At 58.2% G+C, this 20,457-nt stretch carries 18 protein-coding genes; 14 read left to right on the forward strand and 4 right to left on the reverse strand.

All coding sequences use genetic code 11. The annotated features are described in order from the left end of the window. The 14 genes from JL05_RS13175 to JL05_RS13240 all read left to right on the forward strand — a co-directional run bounded on the left by JL05_RS13175 (position 1) and on the right by JL05_RS13240 (position 15,117). A complete protein-coding gene (locus tag JL05_RS13175) occupies positions 1 to 828 on the forward strand; it encodes a Cof-type HAD-IIB family hydrolase (protein WP_004935307.1) in 828 nt (275 codons plus the stop codon). A gap of 131 nt (positions 829 to 959) precedes the next feature. Further along, complete coding sequence (locus tag JL05_RS13180; RefSeq protein WP_004935304.1) at positions 960 to 1,193, forward strand: hypothetical protein; 234 nt, start codon at positions 960 to 962, stop codon at positions 1,191 to 1,193. A gap of 84 nt (positions 1,194 to 1,277) precedes the next feature. After that, positions 1,278 to 1,676: a hypothetical protein gene (locus JL05_RS13185; protein WP_004935300.1), complete on the forward strand. Its 399-nt coding sequence runs from the start codon at positions 1,278 to 1,280 to the stop codon at positions 1,674 to 1,676. 70 nt (positions 1,677 to 1,746) lie between these two features. Then, on the forward strand, positions 1,747 to 3,255 hold the full coding sequence (locus JL05_RS13190; protein WP_033632665.1) for a PhoPQ-activated protein PqaA family protein: 1,509 nt from the start codon (positions 1,747 to 1,749) through the stop codon (positions 3,253 to 3,255). A 639-nt stretch (positions 3,256 to 3,894) separates the two neighbouring features. Then, the gene (locus tag JL05_RS13195; RefSeq protein WP_004935293.1) at positions 3,895 to 4,434 is read left to right on the forward strand and encodes a fimbrial protein; all 540 of its coding nucleotides are present in this window, start codon (positions 3,895 to 3,897) and stop codon (positions 4,432 to 4,434) included. Between the two features lie 56 nt (positions 4,435 to 4,490). After that, positions 4,491 to 5,174: a fimbrial biogenesis chaperone gene (locus JL05_RS13200; protein ID WP_033632666.1), complete on the forward strand. Its 684-nt coding sequence runs from the start codon at positions 4,491 to 4,493 to the stop codon at positions 5,172 to 5,174. Positions 5,175 to 5,228: 54 nt separating this feature from the next. After that, a complete protein-coding gene (locus JL05_RS13205) occupies positions 5,229 to 7,805 on the forward strand; it encodes a fimbria/pilus outer membrane usher protein (protein ID WP_033632667.1) in 2,577 nt (858 codons plus the stop codon). A 42-nt stretch (positions 7,806 to 7,847) separates the two neighbouring features. After that, the gene (locus tag JL05_RS13210; RefSeq protein ID WP_033632668.1) at positions 7,848 to 8,789 is read left to right on the forward strand and encodes a fimbrial protein; all 942 of its coding nucleotides are present in this window, start codon (positions 7,848 to 7,850) and stop codon (positions 8,787 to 8,789) included. A 137-nt stretch (positions 8,790 to 8,926) separates the two neighbouring features. After that, positions 8,927 to 9,286: a hypothetical protein gene (locus JL05_RS13215; protein ID WP_033632669.1), complete on the forward strand. Its 360-nt coding sequence runs from the start codon at positions 8,927 to 8,929 to the stop codon at positions 9,284 to 9,286. Positions 9,287 to 9,359: 73 nt separating this feature from the next. Next, positions 9,360 to 10,655 carry an HlyD family secretion protein gene (locus JL05_RS13220; RefSeq protein ID WP_033632670.1) on the forward strand — a complete coding sequence of 432 codons (1,296 nt, stop codon included), beginning with the start codon at positions 9,360 to 9,362 and terminating at the stop codon, positions 10,653 to 10,655. Then, positions 10,642 to 12,777 carry a peptidase domain-containing ABC transporter gene (locus tag JL05_RS13225; RefSeq protein ID WP_033632671.1) on the forward strand — a complete coding sequence of 712 codons (2,136 nt, stop codon included), beginning with the start codon at positions 10,642 to 10,644 and terminating at the stop codon, positions 12,775 to 12,777. Before JL05_RS13220 ends, JL05_RS13225 begins: the two co-directional genes overlap by 14 nt. A gap of 116 nt (positions 12,778 to 12,893) precedes the next feature. Further along, positions 12,894 to 13,094 (forward strand): hypothetical protein, encoded by a 201-nt coding sequence (locus JL05_RS13230; protein WP_015378375.1) that lies wholly within the window; start codon positions 12,894 to 12,896, stop codon positions 13,092 to 13,094. Between the two features lie 76 nt (positions 13,095 to 13,170). Further along, positions 13,171 to 13,569, forward strand: a complete 399-nt coding sequence (gene gspS, locus JL05_RS13235; protein WP_033632672.1) for a type II secretion system pilot lipoprotein GspS — start codon at positions 13,171 to 13,173, stop codon at positions 13,567 to 13,569. Between the two features lie 114 nt (positions 13,570 to 13,683). Next, the gene (locus JL05_RS13240) at positions 13,684 to 15,117 is read left to right on the forward strand and encodes an EmmdR/YeeO family multidrug/toxin efflux MATE transporter (protein WP_004935263.1); all 1,434 of its coding nucleotides are present in this window, start codon (positions 13,684 to 13,686) and stop codon (positions 15,115 to 15,117) included. Between the two features lie 30 nt (positions 15,118 to 15,147). On the opposite strand, the gene JL05_RS13245 is transcribed toward JL05_RS13240, so the two are convergent. From JL05_RS13245 to pqqU, 4 genes are all read right to left on the reverse strand, one after another. Continuing rightward, a complete protein-coding gene (locus JL05_RS13245; protein WP_015378373.1) occupies positions 15,148 to 15,327 on the reverse strand; it encodes a hypothetical protein in 180 nt (59 codons plus the stop codon). Next, positions 15,324 to 15,509, reverse strand: a complete 186-nt coding sequence (locus tag JL05_RS24855) for a hypothetical protein (RefSeq protein ID WP_071796820.1) — start codon at positions 15,507 to 15,509, stop codon at positions 15,324 to 15,326. The genes JL05_RS13245 and JL05_RS24855 overlap by 4 nt, the downstream gene beginning before the upstream one ends. A gap of 226 nt (positions 15,510 to 15,735) precedes the next feature. Next, positions 15,736 to 18,108, reverse strand: a complete 2,373-nt coding sequence (locus tag JL05_RS13255; RefSeq protein WP_033632674.1) for a glucose/quinate/shikimate family membrane-bound PQQ-dependent dehydrogenase — start codon at positions 18,106 to 18,108, stop codon at positions 15,736 to 15,738. Positions 18,109 to 18,255: 147 nt separating this feature from the next. Further along, on the reverse strand, positions 18,256 to 20,400 hold the full coding sequence (pqqU, locus tag JL05_RS13260; protein WP_033632675.1) for a TonB-dependent receptor PqqU: 2,145 nt from the start codon (positions 20,398 to 20,400) through the stop codon (positions 18,256 to 18,258). Positions 20,401 to 20,457 lie beyond the last annotated feature (57 nt).

Below are 20,457 nucleotides of genomic sequence, written 5' to 3' on the forward strand. Positions count from 1 at the left end.
ATGTGGCTTGCTATCGACGGCAAAATAAAATACCGGGCGATCGTGAGCGATCTTGACGGAACCTTGCTGGATCCTGCCGGGAATCTGTCTGATCTGACGGTGGAAACGCTCAATATCCTGCATGCCCGCGGGCTGGAAATCGTCATCGCGACAGGCCGTTGCGATGCGGATGCGCGCGGGATTGTGGATGGCTTGGGGTTCTCGCCGGCGATCGTCTCCTGCAATGGCGCGATGGTCAATATCGAGGGGCGGCCGGTGGCGGATAAAAGCTATTTCCTGCCTCGCGACAGCCAAATGATGTTGATGGATTACCTCTTCGCCTGTCCGCTCCACGTGACGTTGTTCACCCAGGAAGGATGGATGATGGCCGAAGAGAATCCGCATTTTGCCGACTATATCAAAACCTCGGGCGTCGCTTGCCGCTATGTCGAGCCGGAGGCGATGAAACGGCAACCGATCCTGAAAGTGCTGCTGCAGGGTGAAGCGGCGCTGATCGAGCGATTTTACGACGAGGTCAGTCAGGCTTTCGGAAAAACGCTGTCCATCTGTAAGTCCTCTGCGGAAACGATAGACATCATGGATAAGCATATTTCCAAGGCCAGAAGCGTGGCCGACTATCTGAGCGCCAAACAGATAGCGATGCGCGATTGCCTCTCTTTCGGCGATGCGATGAACGATTTGGACATGCTGCGCTGGGCCGGAACGGGGGTGGTGATGGGCAATGCGATGGGCGAATTGAAGCGCGCGCTGCCGTTTAACCCGATTGCGTTGCCCAACAGCCGCAATGGCGTTGCCGATTATCTCTGCCGTGAGTTCGGCCTGTTCTGACATTGTCACCGCCGCGCGGGTGAACGCATTGGCAACAGGGTCTTTCGTGGGCAGATAACAAGGAGGTGAACAAACAGTGAGAGTTTCATTTTTTCATTACTAAACATGTCGATAAATACAAAGGAGACAGTATGAAAGAACTGACTGAAGCAGAAGTCATGGCGGTTTCCGGCGCAGGCATCGCTTCCGATGCCGGCAAAATCCTGGGCAATGGCATTGGCGCCATCGTAGATGCCGGTACCGGTCTATTCGGGATCCACGCGGATGCGGCGGGCGCCGGCGCCAAACTCGGTGAGGGCATTGGCGCCGTCATCGATGCCGGTATTAGCGCCTTCTCGCAGCTGTTTGGCCGTAAATCGTCATAAGCCCGGCCCTTAATGAAAAGTGCCCGCAAGGGCACTTTTACCTCGCACATGTCGGGAGCCGGAAGAACGGCAAAGGGAGAGTTCATGGCGAATAAAATCATCTTGATCATGGCCATCAACCTGTTCGTGGCGGTGGCGTTGGCGGTGTTTAACTTTATCTATATCCAAAAGAAGGTGGATATACGCGCCCCCAATGACGCCACGCCCTTTCAGGTGACCGAGAAAGCGCAGGGCAGGATCGTCTCCATGCAGCAGACCTCGGTATTTCTGAACAACAATCCTGTGGTGGCGTTTACGTTGGAAATCAACGCCAGGCGCAAACAGTTTACGATCGCTGACCATCGGGAGGTCGTGCTGTATATCGCCATGAGCCGTTATGAGGAAAACGGCGTTTACAGCCTATTGCTGGGCGAGAACGACAGGGACGTGGCGTTCGAAAAGGACAGCTTTGGCTATCCGATACGCTTTCATCAGGTGCTCTAGGCGCGCGGAAGGTTTCCTGCCGCCAGGCGGCGTAAAAGGGATTTGCCACGGACAAAGGGGGGAGGAAAAAATGCTAAAACGCATCGGATACATCGCGCTGATTTGCCTGGCCTTAATCGGCGGCCGGCAGGCCATGGCGGCAGAGGAAGATCGCTGCTTTGCGGACGAACATTCCGCCTTGCACACCGTTATTCCTTGTTATAACAATCAGTTGGCGATATTGCCTCTGTCATATTCGTTAAAGGGCGTGGATAACGGCCATGACGTGTCGATACGTCATTATCGGTTGATGTCGCAATCCTGGTCGCCGCAAGACGCCATCCGGCCGACGCAATGGTGGCACGATGTGGATATTTATATCCCCAACGGGGCGCTTGCCCGTAAAGCGTTGGTGCTGATGAGCGATGACTGCGCTTGCGCCGCCGCAGGGGCGAGCGGGCCAGGCAAGCAAACTGCGGCGTTTTCCGTCGCCATGCCGGCGGCCTTGGCGGCGGAAAGTCACACCGTCGTGATTGTCGTCAACCGGCTGCCTTATCCGTACCTGGAATATCAAAATGAGGGGCGGCGTCGTGCGGGGGAGGATAGCCAGGCCCGAGGCTGGCGATTGTTCCTGGACGATGCGGATGAATACTTGATGATGCCGCTGGCGATCCCCATGACGGCGGCCTTGTCGCAAACCATGACGCTGGCGCAGCGCGAATTGAGCCGGTGGGGGATAGATAAATTCATCGTGGCGGGCGCGGCGAGCGGCGCAACCGCGGCGTGGCTGGCGTCATTGTCGGATGAGCGCATCGATGCCGTCGTCGCCATGTTCCCGGATGGGGTCGCGGCGCGGCAGGTCTTGAAGCATATCTATCGTACGTATGGCGGCCGTTGGCCGTTGGCGTTTCATCCTTATTACCAACTCGGCATCGATCGGCGCATAGAGACGCCGGCGTTCGATAAACTGATGCAAATAGCGGATCCCACCGCTTATCCGCCGCCGACGGCGGGAGCGCGGCCAGCGGTACCGAAATATGTCATCATCGCCAGCGGCGACGAACGTTATCCGCCGGACAGCACGCGATTCTATTTCAGCGCCTCAGCGGGAGAGGCTTCGCTGCGCGCGATTGCCGACGGGGATCGTGCGGCAAGTCGGCCGGCCGCCGAACGCGCCATATTGGCGATGATCAAGCGCCGCCAGCGCGATATCGCGTTGCCGACGATCGAGGTGCAAGGCAGCGCCGCGGATGCTGCGGTGCGCACGCTGCGTTTTTCCGAACCGCCGGCCACCGTGCGGCGCTGGAGCGCGCACAACCGCACGGCCCGAGATTTTCGTTATTCGTGCGGCGTACGCTTCACCCCGGAGCCGTTGGCCGCAGCGGAGGCCGATCGCGGCGAGTTTCGTCTGGCCGCCCCGGCGCAAGGCTGGGAGGCCACCTTTATCGAGGCGGTGTTCAACGATGGGTTTATCGCGACCACGCCGGTCTTTATCACGCCGGACGATAACTATCCGTCCGCCGTTCCCGCGGGCGATGGCCTGGCGTGTGAAACCCTACCCGGCAGAGGGTTGGGTGAAGATTATCGCCATGACGATTAATTAGCGGCGCCGAAAAACAATAAGGCGGCAATGCGTTATTCTGCGCGACAGAGCGCATTGCCGCCTTATTTTCGAAATAGTGAACGGCGCCAGACAGAATATTTCTGCGTAACGCCATTTTCTCGTTGTCACATGACCGCGCCGGTTTCACGAACGGCGAACGCCTTATTCTCCCTCCTGTTTGATAAACCGTTATCGCCATGCTTTTGCTATTCTGCCGCCCCTCTCGCTGCCGCCGCGTCGTGATGTCTTTCGTAATATAAATGTCATTTATTTCAGTCGATTTTTTTTCGCCAGGTTTTCATTTTACGGCGATGTCGCCCGATTTTCCGGCTGAGGGGAAAATGAGGAGGATCTGGCGAAAGCGCCTTCGAATAGCGCGATAATAACTTCCCTTGCGGCCAGATGAATGAATCAAGAAACGCCGATTTGGCGGTTTTTTCAAAATAAAATTAAGAATGATGCTAATTCTATTTGGGGTAATTATCTTTTCTCATCTTTACATTGATTTTATGTATTGCTAAAGGGGGAAAGCTAAGCATAATTAACTGTGAAAGGAGCGGGGCTCCTATTCTCCCTGTCCGGGTTCTCCGTGGCGGGGATATTTTGAAGTCTGTCTAATCAAAAGGAGAAGTACCCATGATGGAAAAAAAAGTGATTATGTTGGCATTTGTCGCGGCAGCGTGTTCAAGCGCTTTACCTGCTCTGGCAGCAGATGGTCAGGTTAATTTTACCGGGAATATTGTCGATGCTGCGTGCAAGGTCACGAATGACTTGAGTAATCCATTAAATGTTGTTTTGGGTGATGTGGCCCGAACGGCATTTGCGGGTGGCAAGGGATCAACGTCCAGCGCGACAAAATTCACGCTGGAAGTCACCGATTGTCCGGATACGGTAAAAAGCGCCACCGTTAAGTTTGACGGCGCGGCCGATAACGGCGACAGCAACGTATTACAGCTGACTCAGGAAACGGATGTCGCTACCGGCGTCGGTATCCAACTGTCTGATATTTCTAACAGTGTTCTGCCGCTTTACACGGCGTCGACGGCTTATCCGTTGGCTTCCGGCAGCGGCGTGAAAAATAACCTCGATTTTACCGCCCGCTATATTTCCACGCAGGCAGATGTGACCGCCGGTAAAGCCAATAGCGTCGCCACCTTTACGCTGAATTATAACTGATAATATTTTCTTGCCCGCTGGTTCACAGCGGGCTGTATTGCCTCGGAGATAATATTATGCGTTTTAATCGCTACGGCGCCTTAGCGGCTTTCATTATTTTATTGTTTGCGTCTACGGTTCACGCCGGCGTGGTGATTGGCGGGACGCGGGTGATATTCAACGGCGAAAAAAAAGAAGCGTCAATCAGCGTGGAGAATCCAGATAAAGAACCGTATTTGATTCAGTCCTGGCTGGAGAATCAACAAAGCGGGGTGGATAAAATCGCGTTTATCGTTACGCCGCCTTTATTTCGGCTGGACGGCAACCAGGAAAATATGCTGCGCATCGTGAAAGTGGGCGATGACTTACCGAAAGATAAAGAAAGCTTGTATTGGATGAATATTAAATCCATTCCTTCAACAACCCAGGCGGGTAAATCGAATACGCTGCAAATAGCGGTCAAGACCCGCATTAAATTGATTTATCGGCCGGCGCCGCTGCTCCGCCAGGTACCCGAAGAGGTGACGCAGCAGCTGAAATGGCAGCGTGTCGGTTCAGAATTAAAACTCACCAACCCAACGCCTTATTATATGAACTTCCATTATGTCCGTATCGGGGGGCGGGAAATGAAAGAGGTGGCGTATATCGCGCCGATGAGCAGCGAAATGTTTGCATTGCCCGTGGCGGGCGCAACGTCGGTAAGCTGGAAATTAATTAATGATTATGGCGGCACAGGTAAAGAACATCAGTCAGGTATTTAATCTGTAAGGGAAGGCAGAAAAAGGGATAAAACATTTCAATAATGGAGCTAATGAATGATAACTCAAAAGCGTATATTAGCGAAGCGGGATGCTTGGCTGAAACGCATAGCCTTATTCACGGTAACAACGGCGGTATGCGGCAATATGGCTAATCCCGCCTTCTCTCGTGATTATTTTAATCCGGCGTTGCTGGAAACCGGGCGCTCAGGCCAGCAGCACGTCGATCTGTCGATTTTTGAAAATGGCCAGCAGGTTCCCGGCACGTATCGGGTCGATATTTGGGTGAACGACATGCTGCTGGAAACGCGCGAGGTGTCGTTCGCTCTGCGAGCCGGCAGCGACGAGAAGGCCGATCTACAGCCTTGTCTGACGCGGGAAGATCTGAAACGGCTTGGGGTGAAAGTTGAGCTGTTTCCCGGTTTGGCCGGCGCCGATCGCTGCGCGAATTTGGCCGCGATCCCACAGGCCTCGGCGCAATTTCAATTTAACCGCCAACGCCTGATGCTGAGTATCCCCCAGGCGGCGTTGGAAAATAAGGTGCGCGGATACGTTCCGCCGGAACAATGGGATGAAGGCCTGCCGGCGATGCTGCTGAACTACGGCTTCACCGGCAGCAACAGCAAGGGGCGCGATCGATTCACCCAGAGCGCAAGCAGTTATTACCTCAACCTGCGGCCGGGCTTCAACCTGGGCGCCTGGCGAGTGCGGAACTACACCACCTGGAGCTACAACAGCGCCGGCGGCGGGCGAGCGTCGGAGGATCGTTGGGACTCCGTCTATACCTACGCCCAGCGCAATATCATCCGCCTGAAAAGCTTGCTGACGCTCGGCGAAAGCAGCAGCCCGTCCGATGTGTTTGACAGCGTGTCGTTTCGCGGCGCGCAGCTGGCTTCCGATGACGACATGTTGCCGGAAAGCCTGCGTGGTTATGCGCCGGTGGTGCGCGGCATCGCGCGCAGCAATGCGCAAGTGGTCATTCGCCAAAACGGCTATGTCATCTACCAGAGTTACGTTGCGCCGGGCGCGTTTGAAATTTCGGACATGTACCCGACCGGCGGCAGCGGCGATTTGGAGGTGACTATCAAGGAGGCGGACGGCAGCGAACAGCACCTGACCGTTCCCTTCGCCAGCCTGCCGGTGCTGCAACGCGAAGGGCGGCTGAAATATGCGCTGACCTCGGGGCAATACCGCACTTACGATCACAGCGTGGATAAAAAGATCTTCTCGCAGGCCAGCCTGATTTATGGCTTGCCCGCCGGTTTCACCCTGTATGGCGGCGGCCAATTCGCCGGGCCGTATCAATCGCTGGCGTTGGGCCTGGGCAAGAACCTGGGCGAGTTCGGCGCCCTGTCGGCCGACGTCACCCAGGCGTGGGCAAAGCAGGAGCATCAACCGAAAAGCGATGGTCAGTCATGGCGCGTGCGCTACAGCAAAAATATCGTCGAGACGGGGACGAACTTCGCCATCGCCGGCTACCGCTATTCGACCAGCGGCTACTATGGGCTGCAGGAAGTGCTGGACACCTATCGCAGCGGCAACCGTTACGCCCCGATAGACCGCCGCAAAAATCGCGGCGAAATCACGCTGAACCAGAATTTATGGGAAGGGGCGGGGTCGCTTTCACTCAGCGCGGTCTCCGAAGACTATTGGGGCTCCGAGCGCAATATGCAGTCGCTGAGCGCGGGTTACAACAATAGCTGGAATGGCATCAGCTACGGTTTTAACTACAGCTACAGCCGGAATTCACAGGCTATTTACGGCGATTCGAACCGCGGGCGCATTTACGATCGCGATCAGATCTTCGCTTTCAACATCAGCGTGCCATTAGAGAAATGGCTGAGCAACACCTACGCCACCTACAACCTCAACACCAGCAAAAAAGGCAATACCAGCCATACGGCGGGCCTCAACGGCACGGCGCTGGCCGGCGGCAACCTCAGTTGGAGCGTACAGGAAGGGTATGGCAGCCAGGGCCAGGGCAACAGCGGCAACGCCAACGCCGACTGGCGCGCGACGTACGGCGAACTCACGGCGGGCTACGCCTACGATCGCAGTCAACAGCGCGTCAACTACGGGGTGAAGGGCGGGGTGATCGCCCATGAAGACGGCGTGACCTTCGGTCAACCGTTCGGCGAAACCGTCGCCCTGGTGCAGGCAGCCGGCGCGAGCGATGTGGCGGTCGGCAATCAGGTCGGGGTGAAAACCGACTGGCGCGGCTACGCTATCGTTCCTTACGCCACGCCTTATCGCAACAATTCGATTCGCCTCGATGTCGACAGCTTGCCGGATGATGTCGATCTCGAGTTGACGAACCAGTCGGTCACGCCGACTCGCGGCGCGGTGAGCCGGGCGAATTTCAAAGCCAACGTCGGCAGACGGATTTTGATGAAGGTGACGGACTCGCAGGGGGCTCCTCTGCCGCTGGGCGCCAGCCTGCGTCTTGCCGAGGGGGCGACTCAGCCGTTTCTGGTCGGCGGCGACGGCGTGGTCTATCTGAGCGGCATGGCGGAAAAGGGCCTGCTCATCGCGCAGTGGGGCAGGAATGGCGAGAACCAATGCCGCATCCGTTATCAGTTGCCGGCGGAGCCGCCGTCAGCGGGTCTCCAAACCCTAAATGGCGTTTGCCAATAGATCTCGCTCTATCTCCATCATGACTTTTAAGTGAGAGTGAAAATGAACGTTTTTCTCAGGATATTCGGTTACGGCGCCCTGGTGTGGCTGGCGACGCTCACGACGGCGGTTTATGCCGGCACCTGTACCACCAACGCGAAAACCGCCCGCATGGGGTTGCTGACGCTGGCCGTGGATCCGCGCATCGAAGTCGGCGAGCAGCTGGCTGTTCGAACCGAGAACAGCATGAACGGCACGACGTTTTCTTTTCTTTGTTCCGGCTCGGTCGCCTATCGCTCCATGTCGCCGCTGACGCCGAGCGCGCTGCCCGGCGTATTTGAAACGGGCATCGAGGGCGTGGGGGTGACGATTTCAGACTTATGGCAGAGCAATAAGAACGTGCCCGTCAACACGGCGATTTCGCCCAACTTGCTGACGCCATGGATCAATCGAAACGATGTTCGGCTGACGTTTATTAAAACCGGCCCGATCAAAACCGGCGGCGATATGGGCGGGAAAATTATCGCCAGATATTATCTGGATTCGACCTCCATTTTGGATCTCAGTATTTCCGGCATGAAGGTCATTCAGAAAAGTTGCCTGGTTGATTTGAACTATAAAAATCAAACGGTGAATCTGGGCAGCCCTAAACGCAGCGAGTTTAATGGCGTCGGCAGCACGGCGGCGTCTTCCGAACGCAATTTTTCCGTGGTTCTGCAATGTCAGGAGGACAATATTCCGGTTCAGGTCACGTTCGAGGCGGTCGGAAATTCGCCAGGCGTGGGAATGATTGATATCGCCGACGGCGCTGATGCGGCGAAGGGCGTCGCCGTGGAAGTGTTGGATGAGAACCGTAATCCATTAACGTTTTCCAGACCGATCAATTACCACACCGCGGCTGAAAAAGAGATCAGGATCCCCTTGATGGCGCGCTATAAGCAAACGGGAGCCATTAGCCCCGGGCAGGCCGACGCGGTGATGACATTCACCATTACGCAGAATTAAAGAGACCCCCATTAAAAATATAATGTCGTCTGTTCGCGCGACATTATTGGTGGCATCAGGCGCTGCAGGCCGATGCCAATGCAATGACAACACGCATGTATGGCCGTGTTTGTCCGTTTAAATATGGAGATTAACCAATGAAAGAACTGTCTGTTATCGAAATTAACGAAGTGTCAGGCGCTTATTCCTGGGATATGAGCAATGGACTGTCGGGGCTGATTGGCAGCGCCGTTTCCAATGCCGCGGAAGCCGTTTCATCCATCGCTCTGGGCGCCTCCGTGGGCAGCATGGCGGGCGCCGTCATCGGCGGTAAGCACGGCGGCGACGGCGGCGGCCTGCTGGGCGTCGGCTCGATTGGCCAGGGCGTCGGCATGGTCGCCGGCGGCATCCTGGGCGGCGTAGCCAGCGGCGTGGCCGCAGCCGTTATTGGCTGGGACACCACGCTGGAATACTCCAAAAAAGGCCTCGATGGGCTGATTAACGGCACCATCAGCTAAATCCATACGCGGTCCAAAGCCGCAGCGTTCTCGCTGCGGCTGTCTTCCGGTCAGGCAAGCGCAGGTTCTTCCTATGAGTGATAATCAGAGCAGGAATATTTTCCGCCAGGAGGCGGTCAATTATCAACGTCAAAGATGGACCGGCAGGGCGCTGTTAATTTCCGGCGCGTCGAGCCATGTGATTGCCGCCACCTGTTTCACTTTTATTCTGATCCTGGCGGGCGCACTCTATTTTTGCGAGTACACGCGCCGGGTCGATGTTGAAGGCGAGGTGATCAGCATCCCGCATTCCACCAATGTGTTTTCCTCCCAATACGGCTACGTGAGCCAGGCATTTCATAAAGCCGGTGACGTCGTGGAAAAGGACGAGCCGCTGTATGTGATTGATGTCTCGAGAAGCACCACGTCCGGCAATGTCAGCCATATCGCAGCCAGCGAAATAAGCAAACAGATTAGCAATCTGGATTCGATAATCAGCAAGCTGAATAAAAATAAAACCGCCATGCTGGATAATTTGCGCAAACAGATCAATAGCTATGAAAACGCCTATAAAGAAACCGAGAAACTGAACCTCAGCGCCAAAGAGGGGATGGATAAAATGCGGGATAGCCTGAAAAATTACGAGCACTATTTGACGAAAGGCCTGATCACCAAAGATCAGTTAAATTATCAGCGTTCGCTCTTTCAACAACAGCAAAGCTCGTATCAGGCGCTCTACAGCCAAAAGATCCAGCAAAATATTCAGCTGTCGCAGTTGCGCAGCGATTTGCTGATTCGCGCCGCCGATTACGACAATCAGATATCGCAAAGCGAATCGCAACGCAGTGATTTACAACGCCAGCTGGCGGAGTCCAATGCCGGCGGCCAGGTCATTATCAAAGCGCCGCTCAAGGGGAAAATCGAGTCGTTGAGCGTGACCGCCGGGCAGGTGGTCGAGAGCGGCAGCAGTCTGGCGCAAATCAAACCGATTGATAACATCAAATATTATCTGGTTTTATGGCTGCCGAATAACAGTTTGCCCTACGTGAAAATCGGTGATGGCATCAACATTCGCTATGAAGCCTTCCCGTCGGATAAATTCGGTCAGTTTCCGGGAAAAATAGAATCCATCTCGTCGGTCCCCGCCTCCCCGCAGGAAATGTCGGAATACAGCAGCGGAAATAAAAGGGAAAGGAACGCCTACTACAAAGTGCTGGCGTCCATCAGCGACACGCAATTCAGCGATAAAGGCAAATATCTCGAAATCAGCAGCGGGCTGCAGGCCAGGGTCATCGTCTTCCTGGATAAGAAACCGCTTTATCAGTGGGCGATCGCGCCTTTGTATGACATAAAAAACAGCGTCGTGGGGCGAGTCGATGAAGGACAATAATCTCTTTGAACGGATCAACGAGAAGTTAACCTTCTCACTGCGCAAGCGGGTGCCGAGCATCTTGCAGTCGGAGTCATCGGAATGCGGCCTGGCGTGCCTCGCCATGATCGCCTCCTATTACGGGTTTAATGTGGATATGCTGAGCCTGCGGCAGCGATTCGGCATTTCCACCCAGGGCGCGACCCTGGGGACGATCTCTCAAATCGCGTCGCAAATCCAGCTGAAGACGCGCGCCTTGTCCCTGGACATCGACGAAATCAATCAGCTGAAAACGCCCTGCATACTGCACTGGAATATGAATCACTTCGTGGTGTTGGTTAAGGTGCAGCGCGCCGGTTTTGTCATTCACGATCCGGCCTTCGGGCGCCGAGTGATCGGGCTGCAGGAGATGTCGAATCATTTTACCGGCATCGCGTTGGAGCTGTGGCCCGACAGGGCCTTTCAAAAAGAGACCCTCAAGACCCGTTTGCGCCTGCTGGATTTGATGAAAAACATCGAGGGCCTGCCGGGGACGCTGCTCAAGATCTTTGCGTTATCGATAGTCATCGAGTCGGTCAACCTGCTGCTGCCGGTGGGAACCCAACTGGTGACCGACCATGTCATTCAGGCGCATGACTACAGCCTGCTGACGGTCATCTGTTTGGGGCTGATCTTCTTCACCTTGTTCCGCGCGGTGGTCAGCATCGCCAGGGCCTGGATCTCCATCGTGCTCGGGACGCTGACCGATATTCAGTGGAAGACGACGCTGTTTGAACACCTGATGAAGCTGCCGCTGGATTTTTTCGAAAAAAGGCACCTGGGGGACATTCAATCGCGCTTTTCCTCGCTGGATGCGATCAGAACCACCTTTACCAATAATATCGTCAGCGGGATCATCGACGGCATCATGACGGTCGGGCTGTTCGCGATGATGATGGTCTACGGCGGCTGGCTGGTCTGGGTCGTGGCGGGCTTCACTCTGATCTACATCCTCATCAGGATGATGACTTACAGAACCTACCGTCAATTCTCGGAGGAGCAGATCGTCAAGGCGGCCAAGGCCAACTCGCATTTCATGGAGACGCTGTACGGCATCTCTACCGTCAAGGCGCTGGGCATCAAGGAAACGCGCTCCAGCTATTGGCTCAATCTGAACGTCGACGCCGCCAATACCAATATCAAAATCACCCGATTCAATATGATGTTCGGCGGGATCAATACCTTTATCACGACGCTCGATCAGGTGGCGATCCTGTGGCTTGGCGCCATGATGGTCATCGACAATTCCATGACGCTCGGCATGTTCATGGCGTTCAATGCCTATCGCGGCCAATTCTCTCAGCGGGCCTCGAGCCTGATCGATCTGGCGATCGGCTTGCGCATGCTGTCGCTGCACAATGAGAGGATATCCGACATCGTCTTTACCGATGCGGAGACGGAGTCCGCGCCGCGACAGGTTTTCCCCTTGGGCACGGGGATTGCCATTGAGGTAAAAAATCTTACGTATCAATATGACGCGCTGTCGCGGCCGATCTTCAAAGACCTGAACATGCGCATTGCGGCCGGCGAAAGCGTGGCCGTCGTGGGCGCCTCCGGCGCGGGCAAGACCACCTTGCTGAAGGTGATGTGCGGTTTGCTCAGCCCCACTTCCGGCCAGGTTTTGGCCGACGCGATGGATATCCATAAAGTCGGGGTGAATAACTACCGTAACGCGATCGCCTGCGTGCTGCAGGACGACCGGCTGTTCTCCGGGTCCATTGCGGAAAACATCAGCGGGTTTGAGGTCAATGCCAATAAAGAGCTGATCATGGCCTGCGCGATACACAGCAATATCCACGATGAAATCATGCAGATGCCGATGGGCTACGAAACCCTGATCGGCGAGTTGGGCAACGGCATCTCCGGCGGGCAAAAGCAACGTTTGTTTATCGCGCGCGCCCTCTATCGCCGCCCGAGCGTGCTGTTTATGGATGAAGCGACCAGCCATCTGGACGTTGAGAATGAGTCGGCGATCAACCGGGCGATATCTTCGCTGAATATTACGCGCGTGATCGTCGCCCACAGAAAGTCGACCATCGACTCGGCCGACAGGGTGGTGGTGCTGGGGGCCGAGAGCGGCGCGCCGGCAGGCGGCGGTGAATAAAGGGCGCTTGCGGGCGCCGGGGGCGAAGCCGGCAACGCAGGCTGTCCCCGCGGCCCAAATCGCGGTAAAATGCAGCAGTTGACCCTATCGCATTCCATCAGGCCGTCGAACCCGCTATGAAAACGCGCAAACCGCGCCGCCCGCCCGGGCGGTGGATCTATTACATCCTGCATGAAGACATGCTGTGGCCTTGCCCGGTCAAATGGGAGTGGGAGAGCGGCTATAACGCCTGGTTGCCGTTTTACTATTCCCCCACGCTGGAATTCGTCGCCGGCAACCCCGCCCGCGCCACCAAGGTCAGCAGCGGCCGGCGCTAAGCGTGCTGCCCGCCTTGCCGCCCGGCATCCGCTCACCTAAGATCATTGCATCACCCACAGGTTTCCGGGAGCGTCCATGTCTACTCTGTTTCGCGCGTCTCTTTGCGGCGTAGCGGCGTTGTTGCTGCTTGCGGGTTGTCAGCAGACGGCGCATCAACCGGCGCCGCCGCTGCAGGCGCAATTGGATCACATCGCTTTGATGTTGGCCGGCGGGCATTTCCTGCGCGTGGACTGCGGGCGCAGCGAGATACCGGACGACGTGAAGCTGCAGCGCACCGCAATGCGTGCGGCGCAGCACCGCGGCTGGGACACGCAGGCGGCAGGGTATCGGCAGTTGCCGGCGCTCACCCAGGCGCGTTACCTGACTCTGCAACAGGATAGTCAACTGCTGACGGACAAATGCGCCACGCTCAGCCGCAGCACCGCGCGCTTTATCGCGGCGGCGCAGGCCGATCAGGAAGACTACATGGAGTAGCGCTGCGGTGTGCCTGTCGGGCGTTCGCCACGGGCGCCCAAAAATTCTTTGCAGGATAACGATTTATCGCTCATCATTTGAAATGATGTTTCACTTTTATCCATCGAGCCCACCTTGAACCTGTATGCCGCACTGCGTCAGCGCGTGGAAAATACGCCCTGGTACGCCAAACGGAAAAGCTACCGCGTGCTGTTCTGGCGCGAAATCACGCCGCTGGCGGTGCCGATTTTTCTGGAGAACGCCTGCGTTCTGTTGATGGGGGTGCTGAGCACCTTTCTGGTGAGTTGGCTCGGCAAAGAGGCGATGGCCGGGGTAGGGCTGGCGGACAGCTTCAACATGGTGATCATCGCCTTTTTCGCCGCGGTGGATCTCGGCACCACCGTGGTGGTGGCCTTCAGCCTCGGCAAGCGCGATCGCCGGCGGGCGCGGGCGGCGGCGCGTCAGTCGCTGGTGCTGATGACCGGCGTGGCGCTGCTGTTGGCGGCGGGCATTCACCTGGCGGGCGAACCGATCATTGATGTGATCGCCGGCGCGGCCTCGCCGGAAGTGAAAGCGCTGGCGCTCTCTTACCTGCAAACCACGGTGTGGAGCTACCCGGCGGCGGCGATTGCGCTGATCGGCAGCGGCGCCCTGCGCGGCGCAGGCAACACCAAGATCCCGCTGCTTATCAATGGCGGCATGAATATCCTCAATATCATCATCAGCAGCATCCTGATTTACGGCATGCTGGGCTGGCACGGGCTGGGGTTCGTCGGCGCCGGGCTGGGGCTGACGATTTCCCGCTATATCGGCGCCATCGCCATCCTCTATGTGCTGGCGATCGGTTTTAATCCGGCGCTGCACATCACGCTGAAAAGCTATTTCACGCCGCTGAAGATGAGCATCCTGTGGGAAGTGCTGGGGATCGGCATTCCCGCCAGCGTCGAGTCGGTGCTGTTTAACGGCGGCAAACTGTTGACGCAGATGTTCGTCGCCGGCATGGGCACCAACGTGATCGCCGGTAACTTCATCGCCTTCTCCATCGCTTCGTTGATCAATTTGCCGGGCAACGCGCTGGGCTCGGCTTCGACCATCATCGTTGGCCGGCGGCTCGGCAAAGGCGAGATCGGTCAGGCGGAACGGCAGCTGCGCCATATTTTCTGGCTGTCGACCCTTGGGCTGACCGCTATCGCCTGGGGCACGGCGCCGTTGGCCGGGGTGTTCGCTGCGTTTTATACCTCGCAGGATGACGTGAAAACGGTGGTGAAAACCCTGATTTGGCTCAACGCCGCCTTTATGCCGATCTGGGCCGCTTCCTGGGTGTTGCCCGCCGGACTGAAAGGCGCGCGCGACGCCCGCTTCGCCATGTGGGTGACGATGCTTGGCATGTGGGGCTGCCGCGTGGTGGCGGGCTACGCGCTGGGTATCGAACTGGGCATGGGCGTGGTGGGTGTCTGGTTGGGGATGTTCCTCGATTGGGCGGTGCGCGGCGCCTTGTTCTACTGGCGCATGGTCAGCGGGCGCTGGCTGTGGAAATATCCGCGAGCCAAACGCCGGGAGGCCGGGTAACGCCGGCCGCGGGGCACCGGCGAGATGGCCTCAGTATAAAAGCGTCATCGCGCTGAAGAACAGCAGCGTCAACGCGATGATGATGAGGTTTTGCGTGGCTTTGCGCACCAGCTTGCTGGCGCTCAGGCGGCTGTCGATGACGTAGAGCAGCGGCACCATCAGCAGCACATAGGCGAACATCAACATGGCGGTAAAGGGCTGCAGATTCATTCATGTTCCTCCTGTGCGCCATCATGGCCGACCAGATGCACCAGCACCGCCTTCGGCTGATGCGGCAAACCAATAAAGGGCGGGGTGGCTGGGGAGTCCGCCGTGAACGGCAGACCGGCACGCCGCGTCTTCACCGCCGCTTGCAGGATCTTCTTTCGATGCTTCCGAGTATGGTCGACCATGCGCCTCCGAATAGGGCCGCCCGAAGGCGGCCGATCGTTGTATTGCCCATTAAGCTGGAGAGGATCGCAGCCGCTGCCGGGGCCGCAGAGGTATAATATTGCGAATGATAACCATTATCAATAATGCGAGTGAAAAAATTAAGGGTATTGCGAGGGGACAGCCGGCGGGGCGGGAAAAGAAAAAGCACGCCTTGCGGCGTGCTTTGCGGGGTACTAACGGCGGTGGTTACTTCTGATCGGGCAGAGCGTAAGCGACCACGTAGTCGCCCAGCTTGGTGCCGAAGGAACCGTGGCCGCCGGCGTAGATCAGCACGTACTGCTTGCCGTTGACCTCATAGGTCATCGGCGTCGCCTGGCCGCCGGCCGGCAAGCGCGCTTCCCACAGTTTTTCACCGTTGGTCACGCTGAAGGCGCGCAGGTAGTTGTCAGCGGTGGCGCCGATGAAGAACACGTTACCGGCGGTGGTCACCGGGCCGCCCAGCATCGGCATGCCCATTTTGAACGGCAGCGGCAGCGGTGAGCTGTCGCGCACGGTGCCGATGCGTTTTTTCCACACGATGTCGTTGGTTTTCAGATCCACGGCGGAAATGTAACCCCAGGCCGGCTGTTTGCACGGCAGGCCGAACGGCGACAGGAACGGATTCAGGGTGACGCCGAACGGCACGCCATACTGCGGCTGTACGCCGGATTCGGTGCCGCTGCCGCCTTTGTCGCCTTCCGGCGGCTCAATCGGGTTGCCCGGGCCGCGCGGGATCAGTTTGGAGACGAACGGCAGCGCGATCGGGTTGGCGATGGCGATTTCGCGATCGGTATCGACGGCCAGGCCGCCCCATTCGAACATGCCCAGGTTACCCGGGAACACCAGCGTGCCCTGCTCGGAAGGCGGGGTGAAGGTGCCTTCATAACGCAGGCTGTGGAACATCACGCGGCAGACCAGCTGATCATAGATGGTCGCGCCCCACATGTCGGCGCCGGTCAGTTTCTTCTCAGGACGGAAGGTCAACTCGGAGAACGGCTGGGTCGGCGACAGGCGATCGCCTTTGGCCGGGCCCTGCGGTACCGGTTTCTCCGGCGCCGGCACCACCAGTTCGCCGTTGGTGCGGTTCAGCACGAAGATGTTGCCGGTTTTGGTCGGCACGTAGATGACCGGCACTTTTTTACCGCTCTTGTCGGTAATGTCCGCCAGGGTTGGCTGCGCCGGCACGTCCATATCCCACAGGTCGTGGTGGACCGTCTGATAGAACCAGGCCAGTTTGCCGGTGGAGGCGTTCAGCGCCAGCAGGCCGCTGGCGTAGCGCTCCATTTCCGGGGTGCGGTTGCCGCCCCAGATGTCCGGCGTGGCGACGCCCATCGGCAGGTAAACGATATCCAGCTTGGCGTCATAGGCGGCAGGCGCCCAGGAGTTCGGCGAGTTCGGCACGAAGTGGTGCTCGTCCGCCGGGATGGCGTTCGGATCTTTCGCGCCCGGATCGAAGGCCCACAGCAGCTTGCCGCTGTTGACATCGAAGCCGCGGATCACGCCGGAAGGCTCACGGTTGGAGTAGTTGTCGGTCACGGCGCCGGCGACGACGATCACTTTATCGGTGATCACCGGCGGTGAGGTCGGCTCGTAGTGGCCCGGCGTCGCATACGGCATGTTGCTCTGCAGGTTCAGCTCACCGTTGTTGGCGAAGTCCGGGCAGGGTTTGCCGGTTTCGGCGTCCAGCGCAAACAGGCGGCCGTCGTTGACCGGCAGAATGATGCGGCGTGCGCACATCGCCGGAGCGGCGTCGCCGGCGGCGCCTGCGGCTGCGGCGGTTTCGTGATAAGACACGCCGCGACAGGTGATGTGCTGGAAGGTTGGGTTGTATTTCAGCTGCGGATCAAACTTCCATTTTTCTTTACCGGTGGCGGCATCCAGCGCAAACAGCTTCTGGTGCGGCGTACACATGTAAAGGGTATCGCGGATTTTGATCGGCGTGACTTCGTTGGTGATCTCACCCGGATCGTTGGCGGTCTTCAGATCGCCGGTCTGGAAACGCCAGGCTTCTTGCAGCTGGCCAACGTTTTTGTCGTTGATCTGGCTCAGCGGCGAGTAACGGGTGCCTTCCTGGGTGCGGCCATAGGCCGGCCAGTCGGCGCCGGTGGCGTCTTTCGGCTGTACCTGCGCGGCGTCGAGCGTGCCGTTGATCTCTTGCGGATCGTTGAACACGGCATAGGCCAACGCGATGACGGTGATGACCAGCGCCGCGCTCAGCGCGCCGTAGGCGAATTTGCCGTTGGCCACCAGCTTGCGGTAGATAAACGGCAGCACCAGCCACAGGCCGAAGAAGAAGGTGACGTCCAGGCGCGGCGTCAGCGCCCAGAAGTCCGGGCCCACTTCCCACAGGGCCCAAATGGTGGTGCCCAACAGGAATGCCGCGTACAGCAGCAGCGCGGTGGCGCGGCGGCGGAACAGCAGCCAAGAGGTCGCCAGCAGCACCAGCCCGGCGATGATGTAATACAGCGAACCGCCCAACTTGGCCAGCCAGATGCCGCCGCCGAGCAGATAAAGCCCGCTCAGCGCGGCAAACAGCGCCGTTATGACGATAAGCGGCGATAGTGACGCTTTATTTTGCATAGCAATACCCTTACCAAAAATGAAAGTCCCCGATTTAGAGATTAAGCCAAATCGGAAAAAACACGCGGTTTCTCCCTATTATTTCAGCGAGAAGCCGCTAGGGTGACGTAAAACCCATCCCGTTTTTTAACCTTAAGGTGCTTTGCCTTATTCAAAGCGATAAGACAAGGTGGCGCCGCCACCCCAGTTGCGCCCCGGCGCCGGCTCGAAGTAGCGGCCGTTGCCTTCGTTGACGATCACCGAACCGACGTATCGGCGATCGAAAACATTGTCCACCCGGCTGAACACGTCCAGCGCCCAGCGGTTCCAGGTAAAGCGATAACCGGCGTTTACGCCGGCCACGGTGTAAGCGGGAGCCTGCGCGCTGTTGGCGTCATTGGCCTGAATGTCGCTCATGTAGCGCAGCTCCGCGCCGGCGTGCCAGCCTTCCGGCGGGGCATAGGCCAGCGAGGCGTAGCCCATGTTGCGGGCGATGCCCGGCAGGCGATTGCCGGCGGGAATGGTTTGGGCCGGGGTACAAACGGCTTTGCCGCACATTTCGCTGCGGTAGGTGGCGTCCAGCAGCGTCCAGGCCATATGCAGGCGCCAGTCCAGCGCGAACTCTTGATCCAGCGCCAGTTCCAGGCCGCGCCGCCGGGTTTTGCCGGCGTTGGCGTAGCTGGTGCGCCCACCGCTGCTTTCCGCCACCACCAGCTCGTTGTCGGTATCGGTCTGGAACAGGGCGGCGCTCACCAGGCCGTTGCCGAGGCGCAGTTTGCTGCCCAGTTCGACGGTGTCGCTGGTGGACGGCTGCAGACCGATGTTCAGGCCGGCCTGGCCGTCGGGGCGGTAGGAAAGTTCGTTGATGGTCGGGGTTTCAAAGCCGCGGCCGGCGGAGAGATAAACGTTCCACGCCGGATTGATTTTATAGTTGAGCGAACCCATCGGCAGCCACTGGTGGTAGCGTTTGCTGCCGCTGTCGTCGCCGTTGCGCGGCGTGATGTAGTAGTCGGTCGAGTCGAAGCTGACCGTGCTGTAGCGCAGGCCGGCGTCCAGCGTCCAGTGCGGCGTCAGTTGCCAGGAGGTTTGCAGGTAAGGATCCAGGTTCCAGATGCGGTTTTTCTCGTTGCGCCGCTGGTCGCCTTTCTCGCCGTAGTCCACTGTGCCGTCTCGCAGAATAAAGTTTTCAAACCCCTGCCGGCGTTCGGTCATGGTTTCATAATCCAGACCGCCGATCAGTGTTACCGGTAACGAGGCGAGAGTATCCTCATGCTTCCAGCGAGTGTCAATGCCCTGATATTTTCTTTCCAGCACGATCACCCCGCCGGCGTGGGTAGGGTTGAGCTGCGGCCCGCGTGGAATGGATTGGTACTGCGTGGTGTGGCGCTCGCCGTGGTAGGCGGTCAGCGTCAGTTCGTCGCGCTCGCTCATCTGGCGCTGATAGCGCAGGCCGGCCTGGGTCTGATCGAGCGACTTGCGGGTGTTGTATTGATCCGCGCGCGGCGCCTGGCGCGGGTTTTCCTTCCATTCCGCTTCGGTCAGGCCGCCCGGATCGCCGGCGTCAATCGAGACGCTGTTGAACATCAGCGTCAGGGTACTGACGTCGTCCAGCCGCACGCCGAGCTTGCCGTTGCCGAGGTTTTTGCGCGCGGCGCTGTGATCGCGATAGCCCTGAGTAGTGAAGCGGGTTCCCGATATAGCATAGTTGACGTCGCCGGCCTGGGTGCCGTCGCCGGTGGCGCCGGTCGCTTTCACCCCGTAGCGCCAGGTGTTGTCGCTGCCGAAATAGCCGCCGGCCTCCAGCGTCGGCGGCTGGGTGCCGGTCTGGGTGTCAACGTTGATTACCCCGCCCGAGGCGTTGCCATATAGAGCGGAATAGGGGCCGCGCAGCACCTCGATGCGCTCGACGGAGTTGATGTCGATATTGGAGGTTTGCCCCTGGCCGTCGGGCATGGTGGCGGGAATGCCGTCGACGTACATGCGCACCCCGCGCACGCCGAACATCGAGCGGCTGCCGAACCCGCGTATCGACAGCTGCAGATCCTGCGCATAGTTTTGCCGGTTTTGAAGCTGCAGGCCCGGCACGCTGCCGAGGTTTTCCGACAGGTTAATCTGCGGGGCGGCGTTGCGCAGGTCTTGCCCGTCGATCACGCTGACGGACACCGGCGATCCCAGCTCGGTCAATCCGGTGGGTTGCGCCATCACCACCAGGGTGTCGCTGTCTTTCTGATCCGCCGCCAGGGCCGAACCGATGCAGACCGGCTGCAGCAATAACAGGGTTGCCGGGGTCAAGACGGGATGTTTTTTATTCATCAGATAATTCTGCCAATAATGCTGAAAAAATTGCCCGTAAGTGGGCGAAAATAGCCA

Origin of the sequence: Serratia nematodiphila DZ0503SBS1, from assembly GCF_000738675.1 — a bacterium.
GTDB lineage: Bacteria > Pseudomonadota > Gammaproteobacteria > Enterobacterales > Enterobacteriaceae > Serratia > Serratia nematodiphila.

What these genes read in the sequence shown, in the direction of transcription:
- JL05_RS13175 (WP_004935307.1), top strand. Translation starts at nt 1, where the DNA reads ATGTGGCTTGCTATCGACGGCAAAATAAAATACCGGGCGATCGTGAGC.
- JL05_RS13180 (WP_004935304.1), top strand. Translation starts at nt 960, where the DNA reads ATGAAAGAACTGACTGAAGCAGAAGTCATGGCGGTTTCCGGCGCAGGC.
- JL05_RS13185 (WP_004935300.1), top strand. Translation starts at nt 1,278, where the DNA reads ATGGCGAATAAAATCATCTTGATCATGGCCATCAACCTGTTCGTGGCG.
- JL05_RS13190 (WP_033632665.1), top strand. Translation starts at nt 1,747, where the DNA reads ATGCTAAAACGCATCGGATACATCGCGCTGATTTGCCTGGCCTTAATC.
- JL05_RS13195 (WP_004935293.1), top strand. Translation starts at nt 3,895, where the DNA reads ATGATGGAAAAAAAAGTGATTATGTTGGCATTTGTCGCGGCAGCGTGT.
- JL05_RS13200 (WP_033632666.1), top strand. Translation starts at nt 4,491, where the DNA reads ATGCGTTTTAATCGCTACGGCGCCTTAGCGGCTTTCATTATTTTATTG.
- JL05_RS13205 (WP_033632667.1), top strand. Translation starts at nt 5,229, where the DNA reads ATGATAACTCAAAAGCGTATATTAGCGAAGCGGGATGCTTGGCTGAAA.
- JL05_RS13210 (WP_033632668.1), top strand. Translation starts at nt 7,848, where the DNA reads ATGAACGTTTTTCTCAGGATATTCGGTTACGGCGCCCTGGTGTGGCTG.
- JL05_RS13215 (WP_033632669.1), top strand. Translation starts at nt 8,927, where the DNA reads ATGAAAGAACTGTCTGTTATCGAAATTAACGAAGTGTCAGGCGCTTAT.
- JL05_RS13220 (WP_033632670.1), top strand. Translation starts at nt 9,360, where the DNA reads ATGAGTGATAATCAGAGCAGGAATATTTTCCGCCAGGAGGCGGTCAAT.
- JL05_RS13225 (WP_033632671.1), top strand. Translation starts at nt 10,642, where the DNA reads ATGAAGGACAATAATCTCTTTGAACGGATCAACGAGAAGTTAACCTTC.
- JL05_RS13230 (WP_015378375.1), top strand. Translation starts at nt 12,894, where the DNA reads ATGAAAACGCGCAAACCGCGCCGCCCGCCCGGGCGGTGGATCTATTAC.
- gspS (WP_033632672.1), top strand. Translation starts at nt 13,171, where the DNA reads ATGTCTACTCTGTTTCGCGCGTCTCTTTGCGGCGTAGCGGCGTTGTTG.
- JL05_RS13245 (WP_015378373.1), bottom strand. Translation starts at nt 15,327, where the DNA reads ATGAATCTGCAGCCCTTTACCGCCATGTTGATGTTCGCCTATGTGCTG.
- JL05_RS24855 (WP_071796820.1), bottom strand. Translation starts at nt 15,509, where the DNA reads ATGGTCGACCATACTCGGAAGCATCGAAAGAAGATCCTGCAAGCGGCG.
- JL05_RS13255 (WP_033632674.1), bottom strand. Translation starts at nt 18,108, where the DNA reads ATGCAAAATAAAGCGTCACTATCGCCGCTTATCGTCATAACGGCGCTG.
- pqqU (WP_033632675.1), bottom strand. Translation starts at nt 20,400, where the DNA reads ATGAATAAAAAACATCCCGTCTTGACCCCGGCAACCCTGTTATTGCTG.